At 62.6% G+C, this 24,719-nt stretch carries 24 protein-coding genes and 1 tRNA gene; 18 read left to right on the top strand and 7 right to left on the bottom strand.

Annotation, left to right across the window (positions count from 1 at the left end; genetic code table 11):
• The first annotated feature begins 18 nt into the window (after positions 1-18).
• From grxC to HUK73_RS08680, 4 genes are all read left to right on the top strand, one after another.
• Positions 19-276: a glutaredoxin 3 gene (gene grxC / locus HUK73_RS08695; protein WP_176591548.1), complete on the top strand. Its 258-nt coding sequence runs from the start codon at positions 19-21 to the stop codon at positions 274-276.
• A 4-nt stretch (positions 277-280) separates the two neighbouring features.
• Positions 281-1,111, top strand: a complete 831-nt coding sequence (locus HUK73_RS08690; protein WP_176591547.1) for a carbon-nitrogen hydrolase family protein — start codon at positions 281-283, stop codon at positions 1,109-1,111.
• Positions 1,108-1,590 carry a DUF1178 family protein gene (locus tag HUK73_RS08685; RefSeq protein WP_176591546.1) on the top strand — a complete coding sequence of 161 codons (483 nt, stop codon included), beginning with the start codon at positions 1,108-1,110 and terminating at the stop codon, positions 1,588-1,590. Before HUK73_RS08690 ends, HUK73_RS08685 begins: the two co-directional genes overlap by 4 nt.
• Positions 1,591-1,624: 34 nt before the next feature.
• Positions 1,625-1,701 (top strand) — tRNA-Arg (locus HUK73_RS08680).
• 193 nt (positions 1,702-1,894) lie between these two features.
• Here HUK73_RS08680 and HUK73_RS08675 read toward each other — a convergent pair.
• Positions 1,895-2,086 (bottom strand): hypothetical protein, encoded by a 192-nt coding sequence (locus HUK73_RS08675; RefSeq protein WP_176590058.1) that lies wholly within the window; start codon positions 2,084-2,086, stop codon positions 1,895-1,897.
• A 137-nt stretch (positions 2,087-2,223) separates the two neighbouring features.
• On the opposite strand from HUK73_RS08675, the gene HUK73_RS08670 reads away from it, so the two are divergent.
• Positions 2,224-3,777, top strand: coding sequence for an ISL3 family transposase (locus HUK73_RS08670; protein ID WP_176591545.1), 1,554 nt, complete (start codon positions 2,224-2,226; stop codon positions 3,775-3,777).
• A gap of 9 nt (positions 3,778-3,786) precedes the next feature.
• On the opposite strand, the gene HUK73_RS08665 is transcribed toward HUK73_RS08670, so the two are convergent.
• Positions 3,787-4,560, bottom strand: coding sequence for a recombinase family protein (locus tag HUK73_RS08665; RefSeq protein WP_176591544.1), 774 nt, complete (start codon positions 4,558-4,560; stop codon positions 3,787-3,789).
• Positions 4,561-4,585: 25 nt separating this feature from the next.
• Here HUK73_RS08665 and HUK73_RS08660 point away from each other — a divergent pair, with 25 nt between their 5' ends.
• From HUK73_RS08660 to HUK73_RS08625, 8 genes are read left to right on the top strand one after another with little or no spacing between them, the layout of a single operon-like run.
• Positions 4,586-5,608, top strand: a complete 1,023-nt coding sequence (locus HUK73_RS08660) for a dihydrodipicolinate synthase family protein (RefSeq protein ID WP_218036441.1) — start codon at positions 4,586-4,588, stop codon at positions 5,606-5,608.
• Positions 5,609-5,624: 16 nt separating this feature from the next.
• The gene (locus HUK73_RS08655; RefSeq protein WP_369805513.1) at positions 5,625-7,091 is read left to right on the top strand and encodes an NAD-dependent succinate-semialdehyde dehydrogenase; all 1,467 of its coding nucleotides are present in this window, start codon (positions 5,625-5,627) and stop codon (positions 7,089-7,091) included.
• A gap of 26 nt (positions 7,092-7,117) precedes the next feature.
• Entirely contained in the window at positions 7,118-8,050 is a 933-nt protein-coding gene (locus HUK73_RS08650; RefSeq protein WP_176591542.1) for a VOC family protein, read from the top strand.
• 2 nt (positions 8,051-8,052) lie between these two features.
• Complete coding sequence (locus tag HUK73_RS08645; RefSeq protein WP_176591541.1) at positions 8,053-9,195, top strand: FAD-dependent oxidoreductase; 1,143 nt, start codon at positions 8,053-8,055, stop codon at positions 9,193-9,195.
• A gap of 3 nt (positions 9,196-9,198) precedes the next feature.
• Positions 9,199-10,038 (top strand): SDR family oxidoreductase, encoded by an 840-nt coding sequence (locus HUK73_RS08640; RefSeq protein WP_176591540.1) that lies wholly within the window; start codon positions 9,199-9,201, stop codon positions 10,036-10,038.
• On the top strand, positions 10,025-11,389 hold the full coding sequence (locus HUK73_RS08635) for a Rieske 2Fe-2S domain-containing protein (RefSeq protein WP_176591539.1): 1,365 nt from the start codon (positions 10,025-10,027) through the stop codon (positions 11,387-11,389). Before HUK73_RS08640 ends, HUK73_RS08635 begins: the two co-directional genes overlap by 14 nt.
• Positions 11,386-11,883, top strand: coding sequence for an aromatic-ring-hydroxylating dioxygenase subunit beta (locus HUK73_RS08630; protein WP_176591538.1), 498 nt, complete (start codon positions 11,386-11,388; stop codon positions 11,881-11,883). Before HUK73_RS08635 ends, HUK73_RS08630 begins: the two co-directional genes overlap by 4 nt.
• Positions 11,884-11,892: 9 nt before the next feature.
• Positions 11,893-12,456, top strand: coding sequence for a VOC family protein (locus HUK73_RS08625; RefSeq protein ID WP_176591537.1), 564 nt, complete (start codon positions 11,893-11,895; stop codon positions 12,454-12,456).
• On the opposite strand, the gene HUK73_RS08620 is transcribed toward HUK73_RS08625, so the two are convergent.
• From HUK73_RS08620 to HUK73_RS08600, 5 genes are all read right to left on the bottom strand, one after another.
• Complete coding sequence (locus HUK73_RS08620) at positions 12,453-12,716, bottom strand: hypothetical protein (RefSeq protein ID WP_176591536.1); 264 nt, start codon at positions 12,714-12,716, stop codon at positions 12,453-12,455. The two genes, HUK73_RS08625 and HUK73_RS08620, sit on opposite strands and share 4 nt — an antisense overlap.
• 79 nt (positions 12,717-12,795) lie before the next feature.
• A complete protein-coding gene (locus HUK73_RS08615) occupies positions 12,796-14,394 on the bottom strand; it encodes a GMC family oxidoreductase N-terminal domain-containing protein (RefSeq protein ID WP_176592881.1) in 1,599 nt (532 codons plus the stop codon).
• Positions 14,395-14,579: 185 nt separating this feature from the next.
• Entirely contained in the window at positions 14,580-14,786 is a 207-nt protein-coding gene (locus tag HUK73_RS08610; RefSeq protein ID WP_176591535.1) for a molybdopterin-binding protein, read from the bottom strand.
• 106 nt (positions 14,787-14,892) lie between these two features.
• A complete protein-coding gene (locus HUK73_RS08605; RefSeq protein ID WP_176591534.1) occupies positions 14,893-17,301 on the bottom strand; it encodes a TonB-dependent receptor in 2,409 nt (802 codons plus the stop codon).
• Positions 17,302-17,677: 376 nt separating this feature from the next.
• The gene (locus HUK73_RS08600) at positions 17,678-18,493 is read right to left on the bottom strand and encodes an IclR family transcriptional regulator (protein ID WP_176591533.1); all 816 of its coding nucleotides are present in this window, start codon (positions 18,491-18,493) and stop codon (positions 17,678-17,680) included.
• Positions 18,494-18,805: 312 nt separating this feature from the next.
• Here HUK73_RS08600 and HUK73_RS08595 point away from each other — a divergent pair, with 312 nt between their 5' ends.
• The 5 genes from HUK73_RS08595 to HUK73_RS08575 all read left to right on the top strand — a co-directional run bounded on the left by HUK73_RS08595 (position 18,806) and on the right by HUK73_RS08575 (position 24,591).
• Positions 18,806-19,018 carry a hypothetical protein gene (locus HUK73_RS08595; RefSeq protein WP_176591532.1) on the top strand — a complete coding sequence of 71 codons (213 nt, stop codon included), beginning with the start codon at positions 18,806-18,808 and terminating at the stop codon, positions 19,016-19,018.
• A gap of 24 nt (positions 19,019-19,042) precedes the next feature.
• Positions 19,043-20,095, top strand: coding sequence for a cupin domain-containing protein (locus HUK73_RS08590; protein ID WP_176591531.1), 1,053 nt, complete (start codon positions 19,043-19,045; stop codon positions 20,093-20,095).
• A gap of 37 nt (positions 20,096-20,132) precedes the next feature.
• Positions 20,133-20,840: a fumarylacetoacetate hydrolase family protein gene (locus HUK73_RS08585; RefSeq protein WP_176591530.1), complete on the top strand. Its 708-nt coding sequence runs from the start codon at positions 20,133-20,135 to the stop codon at positions 20,838-20,840.
• Positions 20,841-20,844: 4 nt separating this feature from the next.
• Positions 20,845-21,474: a maleylacetoacetate isomerase gene (gene maiA / locus HUK73_RS08580; protein ID WP_176591529.1), complete on the top strand. Its 630-nt coding sequence runs from the start codon at positions 20,845-20,847 to the stop codon at positions 21,472-21,474.
• A 549-nt stretch (positions 21,475-22,023) separates the two neighbouring features.
• Entirely contained in the window at positions 22,024-24,591 is a 2,568-nt protein-coding gene (locus HUK73_RS08575) for a bifunctional YncE family protein/alkaline phosphatase family protein (protein WP_218036440.1), read from the top strand.
• The last annotated feature ends 128 nt before the right edge of the window (positions 24,592-24,719 follow it).

The raw sequence follows: 24,719 nt of genomic DNA, 5'->3' as shown, positions 1-24,719 counted from the left end.
CAAGGAGTATCGAAACAAATGGCGAAAGTGGAAATCTATACCAAGGCCTGGTGCGGCTATTGCGCGCGGGCGAAGGCGTTGCTGGAGGGCAAGGGCGTCCCGTTCGAGGAATATGACATCACCATGGGCGGTCCGAAGCGAGAGGAAATGCTGGGCCGCGCCAATGGCGGGACGACGGTGCCGCAGATATTCATCGACGGCGCGCATATCGGCGGCAGCGACGACATGGTGGCGCTGGACCGGCAGGGCAAGCTCGACGCGCTGCTGGGAGTATAATCCGATGCGCGCCGCGATCTTCCAGATGACCAGCGGGATCGACCCCGCCGCCAATGCCGCGGCGATCGTGGAGATGGCGGCGCGCGCCAGAGGGGAAGGGGCGGACATGCTCTTCACCCCGGAAATGGCGGGTTATCTGGACCGCGACCGGCGGCGGGCGGCGGCGACGCTCCGGTCGGAGGCGGACGATCCGGTGCTGGCGGTGGTGCGCGAGGCAGCGGCGAAGCAGGGGCTGTGGGTGCATCTCGGCTCCCTGCCGCTCAAGGATGAGCGCGGCGATGGACGCTGGGCCAATCGCAGCTTCATGATCGACGACAATGGTGCCATCCGCACGCGCTATGACAAGATCCATCTGTTCGATGTCGATCTGGCGACGGGCGAAAGCTGGCGCGAATCCTCGGTCTATGGTCCGGGCGAACGGGTCGTCGCCGTCGACACGCCCTGGGCGCGCATGGGGCTGTCGGTCTGTTACGATATGCGCTTTCCCGATCTTTACCGGGCGCTCACCAATGCGGGCGCGACGGTGCTGTTGATACCGGCCGCCTTCACTGTGCCGACGGGCAGGGCGCACTGGCACATATTGCTGCGGGCGCGGGCGATCGAGGCGGGCTGCTTCGTGATCGCCGCCGCGCAGACCGGCCATCATGCCGATGGTCGCGACACCTATGGCCACAGCCTGATCGCTGACCCATGGGGGGACATTGTTCTGGATATGGGCGAAACGGCGGGCCTTGCCCTTGCGGAGATCGACCTGTCGCGCATAGAGGACGTGCGCGGTCGAGTCCCCGCGCTCGCCAATCGGCGATCATTGCCCATGGATGTGACAGTGTCGTGATTGTTTTCGACCTCAAATGCGAATCCCAAGGCCATGTGTTCGAGGCCTGGTTCGGTTCCAGCGCCGATTATGAAGACCAGAAGGCACGGGGGCTGCTGTCCTGTCCGCTATGCGGTGACATGCAGGTGAGCAAGGCCGTGATGGCGCCTGCCGTCGGCGCCAAGGGCAACAGCCGCAGCGAACTGCTGGCGCAGGTTGGTCCCTCCGACGGCGCATCGATCGCCATGGGCGCGGGCGAAGAGAGCAAGATGCGCGAACTGATCCAGGCACTGGCGCAGGCGCAGCAGAAGGCGCTGGAAAATTCCACCTGGGTCGGGCGCGGTTTTGCCGAGCAGGCCCGCGCCATGCACTATGGCGAACAGGACCGCAGCAGCATCCATGGCGAAGTCGCGCTGGAAGAGGCGCGGGCGCTGATTGCCGAAGGGGTGGAGGTGGCGCCGCTGCCTTTTCCGGTGGTTCCCCCTGAAGCAAAGAATTGACCACACCCTCCGCGCAGCATAGAGCCTTCACCGGGCGCCCATAGCTCAGCAGGATAGAGCGTCGGATTCCTAATCCGAAGGCCACAGGTTCGAATCCTGTTGGGCGCACCACGTATTCTCTCATAGCGACCCAAAATCGGGCGCGACTGTTGGCAGGCGCAGGAATGGCGCAGTTCCGCGCCTGTTTCATGGTGTGTCAGAAAAGCGGTGGCCGCAGAGACGCGATTCTGGGTCCGGGAGTCACAAAAAAGGCCCCGCGTCTCACGAGGCCTCTTCAGGTGGCACACGGTTTTTCGAGCGGCTGCTAGAAGCCGAGTGCTTCGCGCTGGCGTTTCCAGTCCAGAGGGATGGCGGCCAGCTTTATCAGGCTCCGCGGCGTGAGCGATGGCGGCTGCCGGCTGTTGCGCGACAACCGTAAATCACGCGCGATCTCTTTGATCGGCTTACCGTCCCTGTGCTCCCTGCGTATCTTGGCAATAGTCTCCACAATCAACATCCCCGTCCTCGCCGCCTGGAAGCCCAAGCCGCGACGCCTCACACTCTGGAATGATGGGGGTCAATTTTGGGCTCTGACTCATATTTGATGCAATTGGCAGGTAGGGTTTGGTTGATTTTCCAAGGAGGATCAGCAGCATGCCTCGTCGATTGCGTAATGGAGCGTTGGTGCCAGCGGGCCTGGTGGTAGAACAGGTCGACAATGCTGGAGCGGTGATGGAAATCGCGGTTCGTTCAGCAAAGCCATATTCTCGGTGCCCAAGCTGCGACGTTAAGGCGGCGGCGGTGCATAGCCATTATTCCCGGCGGTTGGGTGACCTTCCGCTGGCCGGCCGATCCGTTCGTCTGGTTCTCAATGCGCGGAGATTCCGCTGTCGGACAGCAAACTGTGCCAGACGTATTTTCGCCGAGCGCTTCGACACCGAGGTTGTGGAACCTTGGGCGCGCCGAACCAGTAGGCTCGGTTTGCTGGTCTTTCATCTCGGCTTGGCACTTGGCGGTCGGCCCGGCGCTCGTTTTGCCAATCGGCTGATGGCGCCCGTCAGCAAGGATACGCTGCTGCGGTCGATCCGTCGCCGTGGCCGTCCTGAACATGCTGCACCCACGGTGGTCGGCATTGATGATTGGGCATGGCGGCGCAATCAGCGTTACGGCACAATTATCTGCGATCTCGAACGGCGTAGGCCGATCCGTTTGCTCCCCGATCGCGAGCCTGCCACCGCACGCGGCTGGCTCGTGGGACAACAGCAGATTGAGGTCGTCGCCCGGGACCGCGGAGGTGGATATGCGTTAGCCGCCGCCCAGGCCCTTCCCCACGCCCAGCAAGTGGCTGATCGTTGGCATCTGATGGAAAATGCCAGCCACGCCTTTCTCGATGCGGTTCGCTGCTCGATGCGCGAAATCCGTACGGCGATCGGCACGACCATCGTTAATCCGGACCTGCTCACGGCGGCGGAACGCTTGCAATATGAGGGCTATCTTCGCCGACAGGAAAACAACGAAATCATTTTGAAGCAGGCAAAATCTGGGCTCGGTATCAAGGAGATCGTTCGCCGGACCGGGCGCAGCCGAGGTTATGTGCGGGCTGTGTTGCGTGGTCAGCGGACCGATATCTTCCGTACTCGGGAAAACTCCCTTGAAGCCTGGTTGCCTTGGCTCGATGCGGAATGGGCTGGTGGCCAGCGCAACGCTGCACAGCTTTGGCGGCAGATGCGACAGCAGGGCTTCGGGGGCTCGCTTCGGGTAGTGACCGAATGGGCAACGCGGAAGCGGCGGGCGGAAAAAGCGGAGGGATTGCACCGGGTTCCGTCAGCTCGAACCATCGCGCGGCTGATGATGGTAGAGCGCGAAGCTCTTTCGAGAGCTGAAACGATCACCGTCGCGGCGATCGAGGAATCCGTCCCCGAACTCGTCGAGGCACGCGACATCACCGACGCCTTCCATGTCATGCTGCGGAAGAAAGCGGCCTCCTCTCTCGATGCCTGGCTCGAAAGAGCGCGTCAAAGCCTGGTGAACTCCTTCGCCCGCGGCATGACCAAGGACATCGACGCCGTTCGGGCCGCGATCGCCTCGAACTGGTCAAACGGGCAGACCGAAGGCCAGATCACCAAGCTCAAGCTCGTCAAGCGGCAGATGTACGGCCGAGCCAAGCTTGACCTCCTGGAGGCCAGACTGATCGCGGCTGCGACATGATCTCCGTCATCAAAATTGCGTCAGAGCCAATTTTGCACGCCGCTCCACACGGCGCACTTCAATTCTGCTGACAAGGCTGCGCAGAATGTCGCCGTCCCGTCGTTTCACGGCCTCGGCCAGCTTCTGGAGGCCGGCGGCAAACGTCGGCAGGTCCGCGCTCTCGAGCGGCATGTCGATGGCGATGGCGAGCTGCAGCGGATCCCCGCACAGGATCGCGAGCCGCTCCACCACGATATTCTCCAGCTCCCGGGCTGGGATGCGCATGCCTTCGCTGCTTTCGCCATGGTGGAGCGCCCGGCTGACATAATAGCGGTAGCGGACCTTGCCCCTGGTGGCGTGGACCGCAACGAGCGGCTCGCCCCGGTCGTCGGTGACGAGGCCCGCCAGCAGGCTCGGATTTTCGGCCCTGTGCCGGGAGCGATGGCCCTGACGGTTAGAGGCCAGCATGGCCTGAACGGCATCCCACAGATCCTGCCCGACGATGGCCTCATGCAGCCCGGGATGAATGGCGTCATGATGCCGGACCTCTCCCCGATATGTCCGGCACCCCAGCATCAGATAGAGCTGGCCGCGGGTGAACGGGCGGCCCCCCATTTTCTTTCCCGTGGCCGTTGTTCGCTCGGGCGCCAGAATGCCGTCCTTCTGCAGGGCTTCGGCCAGCAGCCGCACGTTGCGGACCTCGAGATAACGCCGGTAGATGTCTCTCACGAGGGCGGCCTGCTCTGGTACGATGGCGAGCGTCCGGCCATCGGGCCGATAGCCAAGGGGCGGAATGCCGCCCATCCACACAATTATCAAATAGGACAAGATGATGGCTGTAACCAATAATGGCGAACTGCGCGGCTGGGCCAAAGAACATCTGGTCGGTTGTTCGGGCGTGACCATTCCCAGTTACAGCGCCGACCTCAAGGCGCTGAACGAAAAGGGTATCCGGCACGATATCGAAAAGATGATCGAACTGGGCTTCGGCTGGACTTTGCTCTGCACCGAAGTCGCGATCACGCCGGAGGAAAATGCGCAGTTCACCGCCATCGCCAAGGACACGGCCGGCGACCGGCTGGGCCTGTTCTTCCACGCCGGTTTCGGCACGCTGGCCGAGAATATCGAGGCGGTGCAACTGGCCGAAAAGGCGGGCGCCGACATTGTCCTGCTGTCCTACCCCTCGCAATTCTGGCCGACCTGCGAACAGGATGTGTTCGACTATAGCAAGGCCTTTTGCGACGCGACGCGGCTGCCGGTGATGTTGTTCGCGATCCCGCTCTGGGGTTTTGAGCGTTTCCATCCGATGGGCATGGGCGTGGAACTGATCCGTCGATTGCTCGACGCCTGCCCGAATATCGTGTCGGTCAAGTCGGAACAGGGCTTTCCGCTGATCGCGGGCCTCATTGAAATGTATCATCACTTCCGCGATGAAGTCGTCATCAGCTGCCCGATCGAGGGGGACTGCATTCCGCTGATGAACCATCTGGACCTGCAATTTTCGGGCACCAGCTATACCCAGTGGATGGGCGATTATTTCCCCAAGGCCTTCGGCCTCGCGCGCGAAGGCAAGTGGGAAGAGGCGATGAAGGAATATTGGCGGGTGCATCCGGCGCGCAAGGCGGCGGGCAACAGCACGGCGGCCTATATGCCCGGCGTCAATTTCATCAACCGGACCAACTGGAAATATATGGACTGGCTGGCGGGCTTCAACGGTGGTCCGTTGCGTAGCCCGACGCCACGGATACCCGATGCGCATATGAAGGTTCTACGTGCGGGCCTTTCCGCTTCGGGATGCCCGACCACGGAAGAACCGGATAGCGCCTTCATGATCGGCCGCTATCCCGGTTGAAAGAAAGGAAGCGATGATGGACAATCTTTCGGACAAGTCGCTGTGGCGCACCGCCGCCTATATCGACGGACAATGGGTCGGCGAAACGTCGCATGGCAGTTATGACCTCACCAATCCCGCGACCGGCGCGGTGCTGGCGGTGCTGCCGCGTTGCAAGGAAGCAGAAACCGACCGCGCCATAGAGGCCGCCAACCGCGCCTTTGGGCAATGGCGCAAGACGTCGGCCCAGCATCGCGCCGACATATTGCGCCGCTGGTATGAGCTGATGGTCGCCGCCCGCGAGGATCTGGCGCGCCTGATCACGCTGGAGGAGGGAAAGCCGCTTTCCGAAGCGCTGGGCGAGGTCGATTATGCGGCATCCTTCCTGCGCTGGTTCAGCGAGGAAGCGACCCGCGTGCGCGGCGACACCATCCCCGCCAAGCTCACCAGCCAGCGGATCGTGACGCTGAAGCAGCCCATCGGCGTCTGCGCGGCGATCACGCCGTGGAACTTCCCAGCGGCGATGATCACGCGCAAGGCCGGACCGGCGCTGGCGGCAGGCTGCACCATGGTGGTGAAGCCCGCCAGCCAGACGCCGCTGACCGCGCTGGCGCTGGCGGAACTGGCCGAGCGCGCGGGCGTGCCTGCAGGTGTGTTCAGCGTGCTGACGGGCAACGACACCCGTGCCATCGGCGGACGGTTGACCGGGCATGACCTGGTCCGCAAGCTGACCTTCACCGGATCGACCGAAGTCGGCCGGGTGCTGCTCCAGCAATCGGCGGCGACGATCAAGACCTGCTCGATGGAACTGGGCGGCAATGCGCCGGTGCTGATCTTCGACGATGCCGATCTGGACAAGGCGGTCGAGGGCGTGCTGGTCGCCAAGTTCCGCAACAGCGGCCAATCCTGCGTCGGCGCCAACCGCATCTATGTGCAGAACGGTATTTTCGATGCCTTTGCCGAGCGGTTCGCGGAGCGTGTTGCTGCGCTGAAGGTCGGCAACGGTCTGGAGGACGGCGTTGAGATCGGGCCGCTGATCGATGGCGGCGCAGTGGACAAAGTACAGGCGCATGTCGAGGATGCGATCGGGCGCGGCGCGAAGCTGCTGTGCGGCGGGGTGCGCAGCGAGGCGGGGGCGAACTTCTTCGCGCCCACGGTGCTGGCCGATGTCCCGGCGGACGCCGACATCGCGCGGGAGGAAACCTTCGGCCCTGTCGCCGCCCTGTTCCGCTTCCGCGAGGATGCAGAGGCCGTGGCTCTGGCCAACGACACCGAATATGGCCTTGCCGCCTATCTGTTCAGCCGCGACGCCGCGCGCATCTGGCGCGTATCGGAAGCGCTGGAGGCGGGCATGGTCGGGATCAACACCGGCTTCATTTCCAACGAGGCGGCGCCCTTTGGCGGGGTCAAGCAATCGGGGCTGGGGCGCGAAGGATCGCACCTTGGCATCGAGGAATTTCTGGAAGTCAAATATCTCTGCTGGGACGGCGTCACGCCGCTTTGATCCGCAAGGGGCAAAGGAGAGGATAAATGAACATCATCGGACCCGATACGCTCACTTTCGCCGTTGCGGACATGGAGCAGGCGACGACCTATCTGACCGACTATGGGCTGGTCCCTGTTTCGGGGGATGTGCGCCGGTTCGAGGCGCTGGACGGCAGCGGCATCGAAATCGTGGCGGAGGATGACAGCGCTTATCCCAATAGGCTGGGCACCGACAACCGGCTTCGCTGCACGACCTATGGCGTCGCCGATCAGGCGGCGCTGGATGCCGTGGCGGCGGAACTGGAAAAGGATCGCGCCGTCACGCGGCTGGCCGACGGCGGGATCGAGGTGCAGGACGATCTGGATTTCGTACTCCGCTTCGCGCTGACACGCCGCCGGGCTTTCGATGCATCGATGGAACGCAGCAATGTGGAGCGGGCCGTCAACGAAATGGGCTTTGCGGACGATTTCGTGCCCGTACCGCGCACCCTGTCGCATTTCGCGCTGTTCGTGCCCGATGTGGAAAAGGTTGAGGCTTTCTATCACCGTCTGGGCTTCCGCGTGACCGATCGGCTGGGCGGCGGGCCGTTCATGCGCCCGGCGGGGACGCATGAGCATCACACGTTGTTCCTCATCAAGACGCCGCCGCATATGAAGGGCATGGAGCATCTCGCCTTCCATGTCAGCGGGCCGGGTGAGGTGATGCGCGCGGGCGACCGTTTCTCGAAGCTGGGCCATGACAGTTTCTGGGGACCGGGGCGGCACATCATGGGGTCCAACTGGTTCTGGTATTTCAAGAGCCCGCTGGGCTGTAACGTCGAATATGACGCCGATCTGGATCAGGTCGATGACGGCTGGGTGGCGCGGGCCATGCCCTTCCATCCCGATAATGCGCAGGCCTTTCTGTTCCAGCAGCGCGAAAACTGGGTGCCGGGCGGGCCGCCTCCGGGCGTGGCCGCCACTGGGGGAGCGCATTGAGCATGGACCGTCCGTTGGACATATTGATCGTGGGCGGTGGTTTTTCCGGCCTGTCCGCCGCGATAGCCCTGTGCAGGCGCGGCCATCGGGTCGATCTGGTCGAGATCGATGGGGAATGGACGACCTATGGCGCGGGAATCAGCATCGGCGGAGCGACGCTCCGGGCGCTCAAGACGCTGGGCGTGCTGGACCGCTTTCTGGAGCAGGGCTTTGCCGGGGACGGCACGGAGTTGCGCACGCCTGACGACCGGGTGATCGCCGCCCTGCCGACGCCGCGCATCGCTGGACCGGACGTGCCGGGCAATGCCGCCGTCATGCGCCCCGTGCTGGCGCGCATCCTGGCCGAAGCGGCGCTGGCGGCCGGGGTGTCGGCGCGGCTGGGTTGCACCTTTACCGCGCTCGACAGCACGGATGGCGGGGTGGAGGCGCAGTTCACCGATGGAACGCGGGGGCGTTATGATCTGGTGATCGGCGCGGATGGCCTGCGCTCGGCAGTGCGGGCGCTGCTGTTCCCAGACAGCGTGCAGCCACGCTATAATGGGCAGGGCGTGTGGCGCGCGGTGCTGCCGCGGCCGGATCATGTCACCGGCACGATCCTCTGGGTTGGGGATGATCTGAAGGTCGGCGTCAATCCCGTCTCGCGCGATGAAATCTATTTGTTCGTCAATGAGAACCGGGCGGTGAACGAGCGGATCGACGCGGCCGAGTTCCTGCCGCGACTGCGCGGGTTGCTGGACGCCTTCCCGGCGCAGGATGTGCGGGCGATCCGCGATGCGCTGTCACCGGACTCGCACATCATCTTCCGCCCGATCGAGGGGATGTTGCTGCCGCGCCCATGGCATGTCGGGCCGGTCGTGCTGATCGGCGACGCCGTTCATGCCACCACGCCGCATCTGGCGTCCGGAGCGGGCATTGGGATCGAGGATGCCATCGTGCTGGCGGAGGAACTGGACAAGGTTCCTGGTGTCGGGGCCGCCAGTGTCGAAACGGCGCTGACGGCGTTCGAGGAACGGCGCTGGGACCGCTGCCGCATGGTGGTGGAAAATAGCGGTCGTCTGGGCGAGATCGAGGTGCAGCATGGCGACAAGGCCGAACATGCCGCGCTGATGCGGGAATCCTTCCTCGCGCTTGCGGGGGAAATCTGAGCCATGGGGATGCTCGACGATCATGTCGTGCTGGTGACGGGCGGGGGATCGGGGCTTGGCCTTGGCGTTGCGCGTTATTGCCGGGCCGAGGGCGCTCAGGTCGCGGTGCTGGACATTTCCGAAGCCAAGGTTGCGGCGGTGGCAGAAGAGTTTGGCGCCGACGCGCTTGTCATGCGCGGGGATTGCACCTGCGCCGCTGACCTAGAAGCGTGTCGGGCAGCGATCGAGGCGCGCTTCGGACGGCTGGATGCGCTGATCGGTGTTCAGGGGATTTTCGACGGCAATGTGCGGTTGCGCGATGTGCCGGTCGAGCGGCTGGACAGCCTGTTCGACGAACTGTTTCACGTCAATGTGAAGGGGCATGTCCTTGCCGCTCGCATATTCCATGCGATGCTCAGCGCTTCCAAGGGCGCGATCGTGCTGACCTCTTCCACGGCGGCCTATGCGGCCGACGGCGGCGGCGCGATCTACAGTGCGACCAAGGGCGCGATCCGCAGTCTGGTCCAGCAACTGGCCTTCGAGTTTGCGCCCGATATCCGCGTCAACGGCGTCGCCCCGGCGGGCATCGCCAACAGCCAGTTGCGCGGCCCCGCTACGCTGGGCATGGAAGCGGCCCGCCAGTCGGACATTCCGCAGGACCTCTTCCTCGCCAAATTCCGCCAGATCAGCCTGTTGCAGGACCTGCCGACGCCGGAGGATCACGGGGCCATCTACGCCTTTCTCGTTTCGCGCCACAACCGGATCATGACCGGGCAGACCATGGTCGCCGATCAGGGCCTGCTCAACCGGATGCTGCTTGGCGCGCCACTGCCTTCCGGAGAGGGTGACAATGTTCAAATATAATGAAGTCCATAAAGGCGACGAGGTATCCTATATCGAAGCCCTCTGCGACCGGGTGGAACGCAGTCTGGATGAAGGGCTGTTGCCGGTCGACGTCTTCAGCGACGAAAAAGTCTTCCGCGCGGAAATGGAGCGTATCTTCACCCGCACCTGGGTCTTTGTCGCGCATGACAGCGAAATCCCCAATTCGGGCGATTATGTCTTGCGCAAGATTGGTCTGGATCAGGTCATCGTCACCCGCGATCCCAAGGGTGGCGTCAATGTGCTGCTCAACCATTGCCGTCATCGCGGTACGGAGGTCTGTCATCAGGATCGGGGCAATGCCTCGCACTTCAAATGCCCCTATCATGGCTGGATCTACAAGAATAATGGCGATTTCGTCGGCGCGCCCGACATGCGGCAGGCCTATGGCGGCAGACTGGATGCGAAGGAGTGGGGCCTGCTGCGCGCGCCCAAGGTCGACAGCATTCACGGCTTCATCTTTGCCTGCCTCGATGAGAATGCGCCGTCGCTGCGCGACTATCTGGGTGGGGCGGCGTGGATGCTCGACTGCATCTTCAACCTGCATCCCGACGGCATGGAAGTGCTGGGGCCGCCCGAGCGTTTCATCGTGCGCGCCGACTGGAAGAGCGGGGCGGAGAATTTCTGCGGCGACGCCTATCATGTCGGCACGGCGCATTATTCGGCGACCCTGTCGGGGCTGATCCCCGGCGATGTCCGTGAAACCGGGCCGAATGCGCGGGGCTATAAATTCGATGGCGGGCACAGCTTCATCGGCCATGCGCTGCATGACTGGTTCGGTCCGCCCTTCGCCTTCTGGGGCTATCCGCCGGAGGTGCAGGAGCAGTTCGACCTGTCGCGCTTCGACGCGCAGCAGATCGAGATGATGAAGAAGGTCCCGCCCACCATCGGCACCATCTTCCCCAATTTCAGCTTCCTGCGTTTCCCGCAGCCTGCGCGGTCCGGCGAGTTCCCCATGGCCTTCACCAATATCCGCATGTGGCAGCCTTCCGCGCCCGGCGTGATGGAATTGTGGGTGTGGGAGTTCGATTGGAAATGCGCGCCGCAGCGTCACAAGGATGACAGCTATCTGGCGGGTCAGTTCGGTTTCGGTGCTGGCGGCATTTTCGAGCAGGACGACACGGCGGTCTGGGAAGGCATTGCGCGCGCCGCGACCAGTCCGTGGAACCGGCGCCTCGGCACGCAGCTCCATTATGGGCAGCTTCGCGTCGAGCCCGATCCCGACTGGAAGGGGCCGGGCGAATATTATCCGAGCATTTACGGTGAATATTGCCAGGAAGCCTTCTGGCGCCGCTGGCTGGACGACATGCGCAAGGGAGGGGCGGGCCAATGACCGACATGGAGGCCTTCCTGATCGCGCAGGATTTTCTGGCGCGCGAAGCCAAGTTGCTGGACGAGCGGCGGTTTGAGGACTGGTATGCGATGCTGGACGACGACATCGTCTATCATGTGCCGATCCGCACCGCGCAGATCGACTATGCAGAGGAAATGGCGGAGGGTGGCTATCGCATCCGTGACGACAAGGCGCTGATCCGCATCCGCATCGACCGGCTGCTGTCCGGCCATGCCTGGGCGGAGGTGCCGCCCTCGCGCACGTTGCGGCTGGTCGGCAGCCTGATCGTCGAGCGGCCCGACCCGGAGATCATTGCGGTGGAAAGCGCGCTGATTCTCTATCGCCAGCGCGGCCATGAAGCGCCGGGCGAAGTCATCCCGGTTCGCCGTCAGGACGAGTTGCGCATTACCGCCGACGGCGCACATTTGTTCAGGCGTACCGCGCTCATCACCGAAGTCGTTCTCTCGACGCCCAATCTTGGTATCTTTCTCTGAAGGTTTCCCATGTCAGCCTATCCCAAATTCATCGGCCGCGCTTTCGACCAGATCTGTTTCGTGGTCCGCGATCTCGATGAGGCCATTGACTATTGGCGCCGCGTCAATGGCGTGGAGCGCTGGTCCAAGGCTTATGATCTCGCCAAGGGGCAGGTGAACAAGAAATATTGGGGGGAGGAAGAGGACTTCCAGTTCAGCTGCGCTTATGGTTTTGCCGGCACGACCCTGATCGAACTGGCCGAGCATGATGGCGGGCGCAGCGTGTACAAGGACTGGCTGGACGAACATGGGGAGTCGATGCACCATATCGGCTTCCGGCTGGAAAGCACAGAGGACTATGAGGCCGCACTGGGCCACTATCGCGATCAGGGCATAGCGGAAGCCATGTCGGGCTGGTTCCGGGCGCCTGAAGGCAATTGCAAATGGGCCTATGTCGATACCCGGCTGCAGATCGGCTGCTATACCGAGCTTTATTATGTGGACGGGGTCGCACGGGAGGCCTTTGAGAATTTCCGTGACGGCAAATCGGACCAGTTCATTCCCGGCGCGCCGAGCGAGCGCAGGAAAGATTAGAGCCGTGCGGATGCGCGCCGGGGCTTCTTCCGTGTCGAAAGGCTTGGTGAGATAGTCGTCTGCAGCGCGGCGGCCTTCTGGTCGGTGGCGTTGCGCGTCGAGATGACAGGAAGCCACGCACCGGCCGCCCTGATGAGCGGCACCAGTTCCAGCCCGTCATGATCGGGCAGGGCGGGGGCGAGCAATATGGCGATGGCCTTGTCGCAGACGGTGGAGTCTGATGCACGATGCGGCTGAGCCAGGATATGGCTGTTGCGCATGGGCCGAGGAGGCAGAGGCCTGAACAGCGCAGTGTGCGACTTCCACAGGACATCATCGCACGAGGCGGCGATGAACGGATCAGCCGCGCGCGGCGGCCCGCACCATGTCCGCGCCTTTCTCTGCAATCATCATCGTCGGCGCGTTGGTGTTGCCAGATGTGATGGTCGGCATCACGGAGGCGTCAATGACGCGCAGCCCCCCAATACCCTGCACCCTCAGTTCGGCATCCACCACTGTCCCCATGGCGGCGGTGCCGACGGGGTGGAAGATGGTGGTCGCTATCTCGCTCACCGATTTCAGAATGGCGGCGTCGTCTACCATGTTCGGGCCGGGACGAAACTCCTCCGGCCGAAAGGCGGCAAGCGCGGGTTGGGCAACGATGGCGCGCGTGACCTTCACCGCCTCCACCGCGACACGCCGATCCTCTTCCTCTGAAAGATAATTGGGGCGGATCGTCGGTGACATGGCAACATCCGGCCCTGCGATGCGAACATTCCCCCGGCTCTGTGGCCGCAGGTTGCAGACACTGGCGGTGAAGGCCGGGAAGGGATCGAGCGCGCCGCCAAAGGCCGCGAGGCTGAGCGGCTGGACATGATATTCCAGGTTCGCGGTGGCATGGCGCGGATGGGATTTCAGAAAGACGCCCAGTTGGCTCGGCGCCATCGACATCGGGCCGGAGCGGTTGAGGAGATATTCCAGCCCGATCAGCGCCTTGCCGACCAAGGAACTCGCTCGCATGTTGAGCGTCGGCACCTTGGTGACGCGATAGGCGCAGCGAATCTGGAGATGGTCCTGCAGATTTCCGCCGACGCCCGGAAGGTGATGGATGGTCGCCACCCCAGCCTGCCTCAGCCATTCGCCATCGCCAATACCCGACCGCTGAAGGATCGTCGGCGAACCGATCGCCCCCGCCGCCAGCAGAAGCTCGCCACGCGCAGTCGCCAGCCACTCCTTGCCGCTCAGGGTGAAGTGGACGCCCGTTGCGCGCCCCTCGGCAATCTCCAGCCGGTCCACCAACGCCCCTGTGACCACCCGCAGATTGGGGCGGGCAAGGGCGGGTTTCAGAAAGGCGTCGGACGCGCTCCACCGCCGCCCGCGCTTTTGCGTGACCTCGAAATAGCCGGAGCCTTCATTATCGCCCCGATTGAAGTCCGGCGTCTTCGCCACGCCATATTGCTCCACCGCGTCGCGGAAGCGCTCCAGCAATTCCCAGCGCAGCCGTTGTCGCTCCACGCGCAGGGGGCCGCCGCTGCCATGCAGCGCATCGCCGCCGTCCACATGATCCTCTGACTTCAGGAAATAGGGCAGCACATCGTCCCAGCCCCAGCCGATATGGCCCATCTGCCGCCATCCGTCATAGTCGGCGGCTTGTCCGCGCATGTAGATCATGCCGTTGATCGAGGAGGAGCCACCCAGCACGCGGCCACGCGGATAATTGAGCTCGCGGCCGTTGAGGCCCGCCTCCGCTTCCGTCTTCAGGCACCAGTCCGTGCGCGGATTGCCCATGCAATAGAGATAGCCGACCGGGATGCGGATCCACGGGTGATTGTCCTTGCCGCCTGCTTCCAGCAACAGCACGCTGTTGCGGCTATCCTCACTGAGCCGGTTTGCGAGCACGCAGCCTGCGCTGCCCGCCCCGATGACGATATAGTCATAGTCACCGAAATGGTCGGGCACGCTCTCCGGTCGCCTCTGCCTTGGATTTGGGTTGCCGATGCAATGGCCCAGCGCGTGGACGGGGTCAATATCGGGCGGCGGGACGACGTGCTTCCGCACCCGCTGATGCTGAATGGCGGAGAAGGGGCGGGGGCACCAGCCATGCAGCTTTGCAGCGAAAAGCACGGACGGATCGGCAGGAGCCTCTACTTGCCGATCAGCACGTCGCTGGATTTGATGAGGACGACCACGGCATCGCCCTCGGCCAACGCCAGATCCTGCACCGCTTCATTGGTGATGCTGGATGTGATGAGATTGCCGCCGCCAATATCGACCTTCACGGTGGCGTTGACGGCGCCTGGGGTGACGTTGACGATCGTCCCGGTGATCTGGTTGCGTGCACTGATCTTCATGGCGGCCTCCATGCGCGTGGACTATAGCGCATCTGCCTGTCCACGCACATGGTTGAGACAGGGCAAGCGTCACTGGCGCCTGCCCCGTGCATTTGCGTTCACCGCATCATTGATGCAGCCGCAGGGTAACGCCGATCAGCCTCGGTTCGCTTGGCGTGCCGACAATGAGGCCGCTATTGCCCGCCTGAACGGTGAGGTTCTGCATATAATCCTTGTTGAAGAGGTTGCGCGCGAACAGGGCCACTTCCCAGTGCGGCGTGCGATAGCCCAGACTGGCGTTCACAAGAGTATAGCCCTTGATGATCGTATAGGCTGAACCCGTCGCGTCGCCTAGCACCTTCGTCTTGGTGTTGACGTCTGCCGTGAGGAAGAAGCTGCCGTCGATCAAGCCCAGCCGCGCCGGAAGCTCATATTGACCGCCGGCGGTGCCCGACCATTTGGGAAGGCCCGGCAGTCCGTTGCCCGACAGGTCGCAGCTGGTGGTCGCGCTGCCCGTCAGTTCGATCGGGCAAGGCCCCTTGGGGTAGCTGCTATATTCGCCGTCCGACCAGGCGCCCGCCGCGCGCAGGGTCAGATGCGACCCGATCCGGGCGGCTGCGTCGAACTCGATCCCCTTGACGGTCACCTTGGGAATATTGGCGAGATAGCTGCGCAGCGCGACGACGGCCGCATTGTCCACCACATTGGCCTGGAAATCCGTGACGCGGGTATAGAAGGCGTCGATGTTGAAGGTGATCTGCCGGTCGAGCCAGCTGGTCTTGAAGCCCGCTTCCCATGTGCTGTTCTTTTCCGGGCGGATGGTGACGGTGCTGAGGATCGGGTCGCCCGAAGCATGGCCCGGCACGCCGGCGCCATAGACCGGCAGGCCCGACATGTTGATGCCGCCCGACTTCTGGCCCCGCGCGAAGCTGGCATAGGCCATGACGTCATCGGTGAACTGATAGGCGATGTTGGCCCGGCCGGACGCGCTGCCGTCGCCCAGATGCGCGGTATAATATTGGGTGCGCAATATGCCCTGCGCCTGGCTGGAGGTGGGCGCGCTGCCGCCGAAGGTGCGGACGTCATAGACGCCGTCCTTCTCCTCATAGGTATAGCGGATGCCGCCGGTAATCGCGAGGCGCGGCAGGGGATGCCAGGTCACTTCGCCGAACACGCCATAGCTTTCGGTGCGGAAGTCGGTGGTGCCGTTGCTCTGATATCCGTCCAGCAGGGCGGAATTGTTCGAATTGAGCAACCAATAGGATGCAAGCGGCCCGTAGATGCTGATCGGGTGGCCGACGATCTTCTGGTTGAAATAATAAAGCCCCGCCACATAGTCGATCGGTCCCGGCGTGTTGGAGGCGATCCGGAACTCCTGACTATATTGGTCCTGCCGCGAGGGGATATGCTGGGTCGTCTGGATATGCAGGCCGGTATAATCGCGGTCGTTCGCCGCATCCCATTTCCAGAAAAGCCAGGCGCTGACGGAGGTGATGGTCGCGCTGCCGACCGTCCAGTCGGCAATGGCGGAAACGCCGCCCTCGCTGGTATCGACGCCCAGCGGCGCGTCATTGTCGGTCACCCGGTCATAGGGATTGGTGCTGGGCGGTGCATAGGCTCCTCCGGGCGCATTGGCCGCCAGCGCGGCATATTGCTGGGCTGCGGGCTTCAGCGTTGGCGCGACGCGGACATAGACCTGCGCGCAGCAATTATTCTTGAACTGCGCCCAGTCGCCGATCAGTCGCAGCGAGAAATTGGACGAAGGCTGGAACAGCAATTGCCCACGGATCGCATCATTGTGGACATTATTCTGCACCTCATCGCGGCGCACATTTTCGATATAGCCGTCCTGCCGCGTGATCGAGCCTGAGAGGCGGAATGCCAGCACGTCGCCCGCCAGCGGACCCGTTATCGCGGCTTTGGCCTGTACGAAGTCCCGGCTGCCATAGGACAGTTCGGCATCCGCGCCGAAGTCGAAGCCCGGCTTTTTGGTCGTGATGTTGATGGCGCCGGCCGTCGTGTTCTTGCCGAACAGGGTGCCCTGCGGTCCCCGCAGCACCTCGACCTGATCAATGTCCGTGAAATCGAAAGCCGCCGTGGCCGGACGCGCGTGGTAGACCTGATCGACATAGAAGCCGACGCCCGGCTCCAGTCCGTCATTGGCCTGGCTGACCGCGACGACGCTCGATCCCAGGCCGCGAATGGTGAAGGCGGTATTGCGGGGATTGGCGGAGGAATAGTTGAGCGACGGGACGAGCTGGCTGAGCTGGTTGGTGTTCACCGTATAGGTTCGGTCGAGCAGGTCGCGCTCCACAACCGAGAGGGAAACTGGCACGGTCTGAGCATCTTCAGCCCGCCGACGCGCGGTCACGATGATCATCCCTGCGGAATTGCCGGCGTCTTCGACGGACGGAGTTGGCGCGGCCTGTGCAGTTGGCGCGACCTGTGCAGTTGACGAGGCCTGTGCATATGCCGGCGCTGGCGCGAGAGCCGCGGTGAGCAGCAAAGCCAGGCGGCGAATTTGAACCCTACCCATGATTTCCCCTTTATTTTATGTCGTTGTTCAGCGGCTCGCGCGACCTGTCGGCGTTGCCGCAGGAATTCCGAAGCGACGGGCCGTGGTGCCGGCAAAGAGCGCGCATCAAGTCGGCTCCCCCGTTGAAGCCGACTGCGATGGGACAATGACAGGCATAGTGAATCTAGACCCGCATCATCGCTCACGACGCGGCTAACTATATACGATCGAATATAGCGTCAATTGTCTATGTGCGGGACTTGCACCCAAAATGATGCGCCTGGACGGAAAACGCCAAGTGGCCGTCATCCTGCGCAGGCGTTTTCAGGTTCGTTGCAACGATATCCTCCGTTGTGCTTCGCTTTCACGTTCTGGCTGGAAAGCAAGGCCCTGGGGCTTACGCGCTGGCGGTGTGCGTCTCTCGCCAGCCGAGCGCATGGCTCACCGTGCGGCAGACTTCCGCCATGGCTTCCAGCGACCGTGCATCATCGTCAGCATCGAAGGCGTCATTGGCAAGCAATGTCGCTGAAAGGACGGGCCGCCCCTGGAGGTCACGGATGGGGAATGCCGTGGCCCTCAGGCCGGGGATCATGTCGCCGGAAATATGGGCAAAGCCAGCCTTGCGCACTTCCTGACGGATGCTTTCGATCTGGGCCGTCGATGGCGCGCCCGGTCTGTCGATTTCCTTGTGAAGGAAATGACGGATCTCGCTTTCAGGCGAGAATCCGATGAACATCCGGCCCGTCGCCGAATGCAGCAGGGGCAGGACCGTGCCCACCGCGAAGGAAGTCATGACGGGCGGCGAGCCGAGATGCCATCGGACAATCGTTGGACCCAGCGGACCGAGCGCGGCGATCTGTACCGTTCGCCCGCTGCTTTTGACGAAGGCCGCAATCGCTGCATCCGTCTCGCGGAATGCGTCGGTACGGGACAGCGCCGAAAGGCCAAGATTCAGGGCTGCCGGCCCCAGGTCATAATGTCCGCTCGACGTTTCCTGCTGGGCGAGGCCGACATCCACCATGGTCACGAGATAGCGATGCACCTGTGGCGGCGCCATGCCGCAGGCCTTGGCGAGGACGCTGAGCGGCGCGGGGCGGCCGAGCCGGGCGAGGGCGTCGAGAATCTGAAAGCCGATCTCGATCGACTGGATGCCGGACCGGCGCGCCGGCTTTTCCGCGCCTTCTGCCTGTAGGGGGCGGTGATCTTGGGTCATTGGACAGTTCCATAGGGGAGTCATGTCAGGGAGCCAACATGGACGATCAGAAACGCAGACTGGAATAATTCGCGCTGTGGAAGCTCAACTGTCAGGTTGGTGTCCATCCTGCCTCCAGATTGAAGGACGTCCTGACCGTCCGGCCGTCACTGCGAAGGCCAGGGTGCGTGCAGCGTCACGACGAAACGGTTCATTCATTCTCCTCTCGTCGAGTCTCTCGCTTGTGAAATTACGCATTGTGAAACATATTTCGTTATGAGATACGGACCGGAGCGAGGCGCGGCTCGATGCCCCTCGACCGTGGAGGAAGGCTTGAAGGGAAAAACGCTCGATATCGTCGCCCTGCTGGCCGGACCTCTGGCGGGCCGCTGGGAGCGCAAGCCTGAGCTGCGCCGCTGCCGTTTCGCCCAGCCTTCACCTGCTGGCGATGGCACGTCCGCAACTCGCTGTGGAAGGGGTGCACGGCTGGCGATTTCCTGGCTCTACGGCTGGAACGTGTCGAACTGCTTCTCGGCCGCCGAATGATCACGCATTTGGAGGATATGTGAAATGGAAGATAATCGCTTCGATACACTCGCAAGTCTCGACGATTTGCCGCAGGATTATCGCAACACCCTGACCGAGCAGAATCTGGTTCCCCTGTGGCCCAGCCTCAGCAGCGTCATGCCCGCGAAAAAGCCGATTCCCCGGACGCAGCCGACACACTGGCCCTATTCCGGGCTGCGGCCCCTGCTGCTTCAGGCGGGCGAGTTGACCCCGATCGAGAAGGCGGAGCGGCGCGTGCTCGTGCTCGCCAATCCGGGCCATGGTCTTGAAAAGATGCAGGCGAGTGCCGCGATCTACCTTGGCATGCAACTGCTGCTGCCGGGCGAAGTCGCGCCCGCCCACCGCCATACGCCCAACGCGATCCGGGTCATCGTCGAAGGCGAGGGCGCCTACACGACGGTGGATGGCGAAAAGTGCATCATGCGGCGTGGCGATCTCATCCTCACGCCGTCGGGCGTGTGGCACGAACATGGACATGAAGGCGACGCGCCCGTGATGTGGCTGGACGTCCTCGACCTGCCGCTGGTCTATTATCTGGAGGCATCCTACCACATAGACGGCAACCCGCAGTCGGTTCTGCCTTCGCTCGGCAACAAGAACTATGCCCGTGGAGGACTGGTGCCCTCGCCGCTGTTCGAGCGTGGCGACAAGCCTTACCCGATGCTTCACTATCCATGGGCCGATGCAAAGGCGGCCCTGCTCTCGCTTGCCGAAGGGGGGCCCGATCTGGAGGCCGTGCAGATGGCCTATGTCAATCCCGAGACCGGCGCCGATACCCAGCAGATTCTCGGCTATTTCGCGATGATGTTGCGTCCCGGCCAGGAACTGACGCTGCCGACCCGCTCGCCGGCCAGCGTGTTCCATGTGATCGAGGGCCATGTCGAACTGACGACCGAAAGCCGCAGCTTCGCGATGGCCGAGGGCGACACCAGCTGCGTCCCCGGTTTCGCCGCGACCACGCTGCACAATTCGTCCCCCGATGAACCGGCGTTTCTCTTCATCGCGGACGAAAGCCCCCTGCATCGCAAGCTGGGACTTTACGAAGTCCGTCCCTGACGCTCCCCCATAACATCACATCAACGAGGTAATCGAAATGTCTGCATCCGATCTGCTCTGGACCCGCTTCCAGGCACCGCTCATCCCCGTTCGCGGCGAAACGCGCTCTGCTCCTGTCAATCGCATCTTCTGTGTCGGCCGCAACTATCATGCGCATGCCGTCGAAATGGGCCGTCCGGTCGACAAGTCCGTAGAAACGCCATTCTACTTCACCAAGTCACCGCAAACATTGACCGTGTCCGGCGCGGAAGTCGCCTATCCTTCGGGCACGAACAATTTCCATTATGAAATGGAACTCGTCGTCGTCATCGGCGTCCCCGGTTTCCGGGTGCCTGCGGACAAGGCGCATGAGCTCATCTACGGCTATGCGGCTGGCCTCGACATGACGCGCCGCGATCTGCAGCTTGTGGCGCGCGACAAGGGACGGCCGTGGGATCTTGGCAAGGATGTGGAGGAATCGGCCGTCATCGGCGAGATCGTGCCCATGCCCGGTACGGTGCTGGAATTCGGCGCGATCACGCTGGAAGTCGATGGCGAAGTGCGCCAGTCGTCCGATCTCGACAAGCTGATCTGGAATATTCGCGAAATCATCGCCGACCTTTCACACTATTATCATCTGCAGCCCGGCGACCTGATCTACACCGGCACGCCCGAAGGTGTCGGCGCCGTGACGCCCGGTGCGGCGCTCCACGGCAGCGTTGCGGATGTGGGCACTGTCGATCTTCGCATCGTTCCTGGGGAGTGATGCCATGAAGCTGCACCACTTCTTTCGCAGCGGCAGTTCGCATCGCGTTCGCATTGCCCTCAACCTGAAGGGGCTGTCGGTCGATTATGTTCCGGTAGACCTGCGGATCGGCGAACATCTGGGCGAGGCCTTCCACAGCCTCAACCCGCAAGGGCTGGTTCCCGCGCTGGAAACGGAAGACGGCGTGCTGATCCAGTCCCCGGCGATCCTCGAATGGCTGGAGGAACGCTTCCCCGATCCGGCGTTGCTGCCCGGAGATGTGGGCGCGCGCGCGCATGTCCGGGCGCTCGCCGCCATTATTGGATGCGATATCCATCCCATCAACAACAAGCGGGTGCTTGAATATCTTCGGGCCAAGGGCGCGGACGAGGATGCGGTGAAGGAGTGGACCGGCACATGGATTACCGCTGGCTTCGATGCCTATGAGGCGCTCATCGCAAAGGATCGGGCACGGCGGGGCTTCTCCTTCGGTGAGCAGCCGAGTCTGGCCGATGTCTATCTGATCCCTCAGGTGGAAAGCGCGCGCCGTTTCGGCGTCGATCTTTCCCGCTGGCCGGAAATCATGGCGGTCGACAGCAATTGTCTTGAACTCGCAGCCTTCCGGGCGGCCGCACCGCTGCAGTTCGCTGACTGAGGATTTCCAGACTGGTCAACGAAACCGACCGTGGCGCCCGAAGCCATATCGATAGCAAGGCCCCCATGGTCGACGCGCGCCAGCACTGTCCTCTCCGGCGGCGAGCAGGTCCTGCGTCGGCCCGACGTGCAGCAAATAGATGGGTAGAAGTTGGGGTGGGGGATGCGGCATTGTTCTGCAGCATCCCCCGCGCATCGGAAGGACAGGGGTTTACATTGATCTTGGCGAGGAGATAGCGGCCGATCGCATCGTTGGCGGCATTATAGCCCGGCTGCTATCCAGTTCCGGCGGAGTTGTAGACGGAATAATGGCAATAGTCAGCGATACCCGCATATAAGACTGTATCTCTTCGTCGGACGAAAGCTGATCGACAGTGGCGTGGTTTTGAATGCGGTGTCACGCAATTGACACCTAGTCGATCTAGCGGCTCGGAATGCGTCGGCCGTATAGGGGAGTTCCGTCGGTATTCCATCCTCTTGCCATCAGGATGACGCTAGCGCCATGCCGTCCCAACGGCGATCGTTTTGATACTGACTGGGAAATCATTCCGTGAGCAACAGCCGCCGAGCGCCGTTCCTTCTCGCCCCGATGATGGGCATGATGCTTTCATTCGCCACCGCATCGACTGTGGTGGGGCAACCGCTACCAGACCGATCAGCTGGACGGACGCCCGCGCCATTCGTAGGCGGTGCGGACCTGCCGAACGGATGGCGCATCACGCCGGCGGGCAAGACTGTGGCGACCACCGGTGATCTGGTGACCAATCTGTCACTCGCGCCGGACGGAAAGACAATCATCTCAGTCAACTCCGGCTTTCAGCCGCACGCGCTGAACCTGTTCGACGCGCGCACCCAGAAGTTGATCCAGCGTATCGCGCTTCCCTCCACTTTTCTGGGATTGGCCTGGTCGGCTGACGGTCGCACGCTTTACGTGTCTGGCGGCAACGCGTCGGGTGCGCGTAACAAGAGCGATCCGGTCGCGCCAATCCGCGTCTTCCATTATAATGGCAGCCGGTTGACCGAAGACGCAACGGGCGCACTGCATGAGACGATCGCCCCGAAGAACGTCTGGTGGTCCGGTCTGGCCTATCTGCCGGGCAAAGATTTGCTCTATGCTGCAAATCTGATGGGGCCTGGGGCGGGCAATGTCGTGGTGTTCGACGCAAAGAGCCGGGCGATCGTCACGCGAATTCCCGTCGGGGTTTCGCCCTATCAGATCGTGGCGACGCCCGATGGCAAGCGCCTGTTTGTCTCCAACTGGTCCAGCCAATCGGTCAGTGTCATCGATACCGCGAGCAACACCGTGATCGACACGCTGCACGTCGGCATCAATCCAAATGATATGAAACTTTCCGCAGATGGACGTCTGTTCGTCGCCTGTTCCAATGACAACAGCATTCATGTGATCGACACCGCTTCGTTACGTGTGATCGAGCGGATTTCAACCACGCAGACGCCGTTGGCGCCCGAAGGTTCGACCCCCGATGCGATCGCCGTGGATGATGCGCGCAAGCTGATCTACATCGCCAATGCCGACAATAATTCGCTTGTCGTCGCTTCGATTGCCAATCGCGCGCACAGTGCCGTAATCGGCTTCGTGCCGACCGGCTGGTATCCTTCCGCGCTCGCGCTGGCCGATAAGGGGCGCATGCTGTTCATCGGAACGGCCAAGGGCGAGCGGGCCTATCCCGATCCCGATGGACCGCACAGTCCGCTGGCCGCGCAATCCGACGATACCAAAGAGGCGAAAATCAGCATCAAGACGCTCCAGACCGGAAGCATCGAGACGCTGCCCCTCGCCGATTTGCGCGCAAAGCTTCCGGGCTGGACCCGCCAGGTGACGCAGAACACGCCCTATCGTGCTTCCCTTCTCTCCGAAGCACGACCGCCGAGCGCGCCGAGCATCCTTCCCCAGCGTGTGGGCGAAGCCTCACCGATCAAGCATGTGATCTATATCATCAAGGAAAACCGCACCTATGATCAGCTGTTCGGGGATCTTCCCGGCGCCAATGGCGATCCGAGGCTGGCGATCTTCGGCGAGAAAGTGACCCCCAACCAGCATGCGCTTGCGCGGACCTATGTCACGCTCGACAATCTTTATGCCGATGGCGAGGTCAGCGTCGATGGCCACAGTTGGTCGAACGCGGCCTATGCGACCGACTTTAACGAGAAACAATGGCCGGCCGCCTATGGCGGGTACAGCATCGCCAATTATAATGTGCAGGCCTTCATTCCCTCCGGTGGACGCCTGTGGGACCTTGCCCGGCGCAAGGGCCTGACCTATCGCGCTTATGGTGAGAATGCCGCGCGTGCCAGCACCGGCAACATGATGGAAGCCGCCATTGGGGCCGAGGGTCTGGTGGGCCATGTTTCGAAGGATTTCCTCACCGGGATCGAGGTGACGCGCGACACCGACCGGGTGGCGGTATTCCTGCGGGAATTCCGTGAATATGAAGCCAATTACGACGACACGGACCCAGGCAAGCGTTTGCCCAATTATATCGTGATGTCCTTGCCCGAAGATCACACGCGCGGCACGAAGCCCGGCGCTTATACCCCACAAGCCATGGTCGCCAACAATGATCAGGCCGTCGGCCAGTTGGTCGATGCCGTGAGTCACAGTCGTTACTGGCCCGAAACCGCAATTTTCATCATTGAGGATGACGCGCAGGATGGCGCGGATCATGTCGATGCGCGTCGCACCGTGGGTCTTGTACTCAGCCCCTATACGCGACGCGGCATTGTCGACAGCACGCTCTATTCGACCAGTTCCTTCGTCCGCTCAATCGAACTCCTGCTTGGGCTGCCGCCGATGAGCCAGTATGACGCGGCGGCAATGCCGCTCTATGCCGCGTTCGGCGTAAAGCCCGACATCTCACCATTCAGCGCTATCGCGCCGCAGGTTGACCTTGCCGCAAAGAATACGCCCGATGCTTTCGGCGCAAAGGAAAGTGCCCGCATGGATTTTTCCGAGCTCGACCGTGCGCCGATGCTCGCGCTCAACCAGATCGTGTGGAAAAGTGTTCGCGGCGCGCATTCCGACATGCCTGCGCCAGTGCATCGCTTCCGCCCCTTGATCGATGTGAGCGAAGATGCGGAGCATGACCGGGACGACTGAAGGGCCTGATCCTCAAGGTTTTTCGCGCAGGGGATGATGCTACCCTGCGGCAGAGGACAGAAAACCCGTCGTCCCCGGACACGAGCCGGTTGCGAAGTTGATGGGACCGGATTCTCCTTGTCTGCTGA

It is taken from the genome of Sphingobium sp. EM0848 (assembly GCF_013375555.1).
Lineage (GTDB): Bacteria > Pseudomonadota > Alphaproteobacteria > Sphingomonadales > Sphingomonadaceae > Sphingobium.
This window is presented reverse-complemented; position numbering and strand designations above follow the sequence as displayed.

Coding starts and splice junctions, on each gene's coding strand:
- HUK73_RS08675 (WP_176590058.1), bottom strand. CDS start 2,086: ATGTTGATTGTGGAGACTATTGCCAAGATACGCAGGGAGCACAGGGAC.
- HUK73_RS08585 (WP_176591530.1), top strand. CDS start 20,133: ATGTCTGCATCCGATCTGCTCTGGACCCGCTTCCAGGCACCGCTCATC.
- HUK73_RS08690 (WP_176591547.1), top strand. CDS start 281: ATGCGCGCCGCGATCTTCCAGATGACCAGCGGGATCGACCCCGCCGCC.
- HUK73_RS08660 (WP_218036441.1), top strand. CDS start 4,586: ATGATGGCTGTAACCAATAATGGCGAACTGCGCGGCTGGGCCAAAGAA.
- HUK73_RS08640 (WP_176591540.1), top strand. CDS start 9,199: ATGGGGATGCTCGACGATCATGTCGTGCTGGTGACGGGCGGGGGATCG.
- maiA (WP_176591529.1), top strand. CDS start 20,845: ATGAAGCTGCACCACTTCTTTCGCAGCGGCAGTTCGCATCGCGTTCGC.
- grxC (WP_176591548.1), top strand. CDS start 19: ATGGCGAAAGTGGAAATCTATACCAAGGCCTGGTGCGGCTATTGCGCG.
- HUK73_RS08605 (WP_176591534.1), bottom strand. CDS start 17,301: ATGGGTAGGGTTCAAATTCGCCGCCTGGCTTTGCTGCTCACCGCGGCT.
- HUK73_RS08635 (WP_176591539.1), top strand. CDS start 10,025: ATGTTCAAATATAATGAAGTCCATAAAGGCGACGAGGTATCCTATATC.
- HUK73_RS08665 (WP_176591544.1), bottom strand. CDS start 4,560: ATGGGCGGCATTCCGCCCCTTGGCTATCGGCCCGATGGCCGGACGCTC.
- HUK73_RS08610 (WP_176591535.1), bottom strand. CDS start 14,786: ATGAAGATCAGTGCACGCAACCAGATCACCGGGACGATCGTCAACGTC.
- HUK73_RS08650 (WP_176591542.1), top strand. CDS start 7,118: ATGAACATCATCGGACCCGATACGCTCACTTTCGCCGTTGCGGACATG.
- HUK73_RS08655 (WP_369805513.1), top strand. CDS start 5,625: ATGGACAATCTTTCGGACAAGTCGCTGTGGCGCACCGCCGCCTATATC.
- HUK73_RS08670 (WP_176591545.1), top strand. CDS start 2,224: ATGCCTCGTCGATTGCGTAATGGAGCGTTGGTGCCAGCGGGCCTGGTG.
- HUK73_RS08625 (WP_176591537.1), top strand. CDS start 11,893: ATGTCAGCCTATCCCAAATTCATCGGCCGCGCTTTCGACCAGATCTGT.
- HUK73_RS08620 (WP_176591536.1), bottom strand. CDS start 12,716: ATGCGCAACAGCCATATCCTGGCTCAGCCGCATCGTGCATCAGACTCC.
- HUK73_RS08630 (WP_176591538.1), top strand. CDS start 11,386: ATGACCGACATGGAGGCCTTCCTGATCGCGCAGGATTTTCTGGCGCGC.
- HUK73_RS08600 (WP_176591533.1), bottom strand. CDS start 18,493: ATGACCCAAGATCACCGCCCCCTACAGGCAGAAGGCGCGGAAAAGCCG.
- HUK73_RS08590 (WP_176591531.1), top strand. CDS start 19,043: ATGGAAGATAATCGCTTCGATACACTCGCAAGTCTCGACGATTTGCCG.
- HUK73_RS08645 (WP_176591541.1), top strand. CDS start 8,053: ATGGACCGTCCGTTGGACATATTGATCGTGGGCGGTGGTTTTTCCGGC.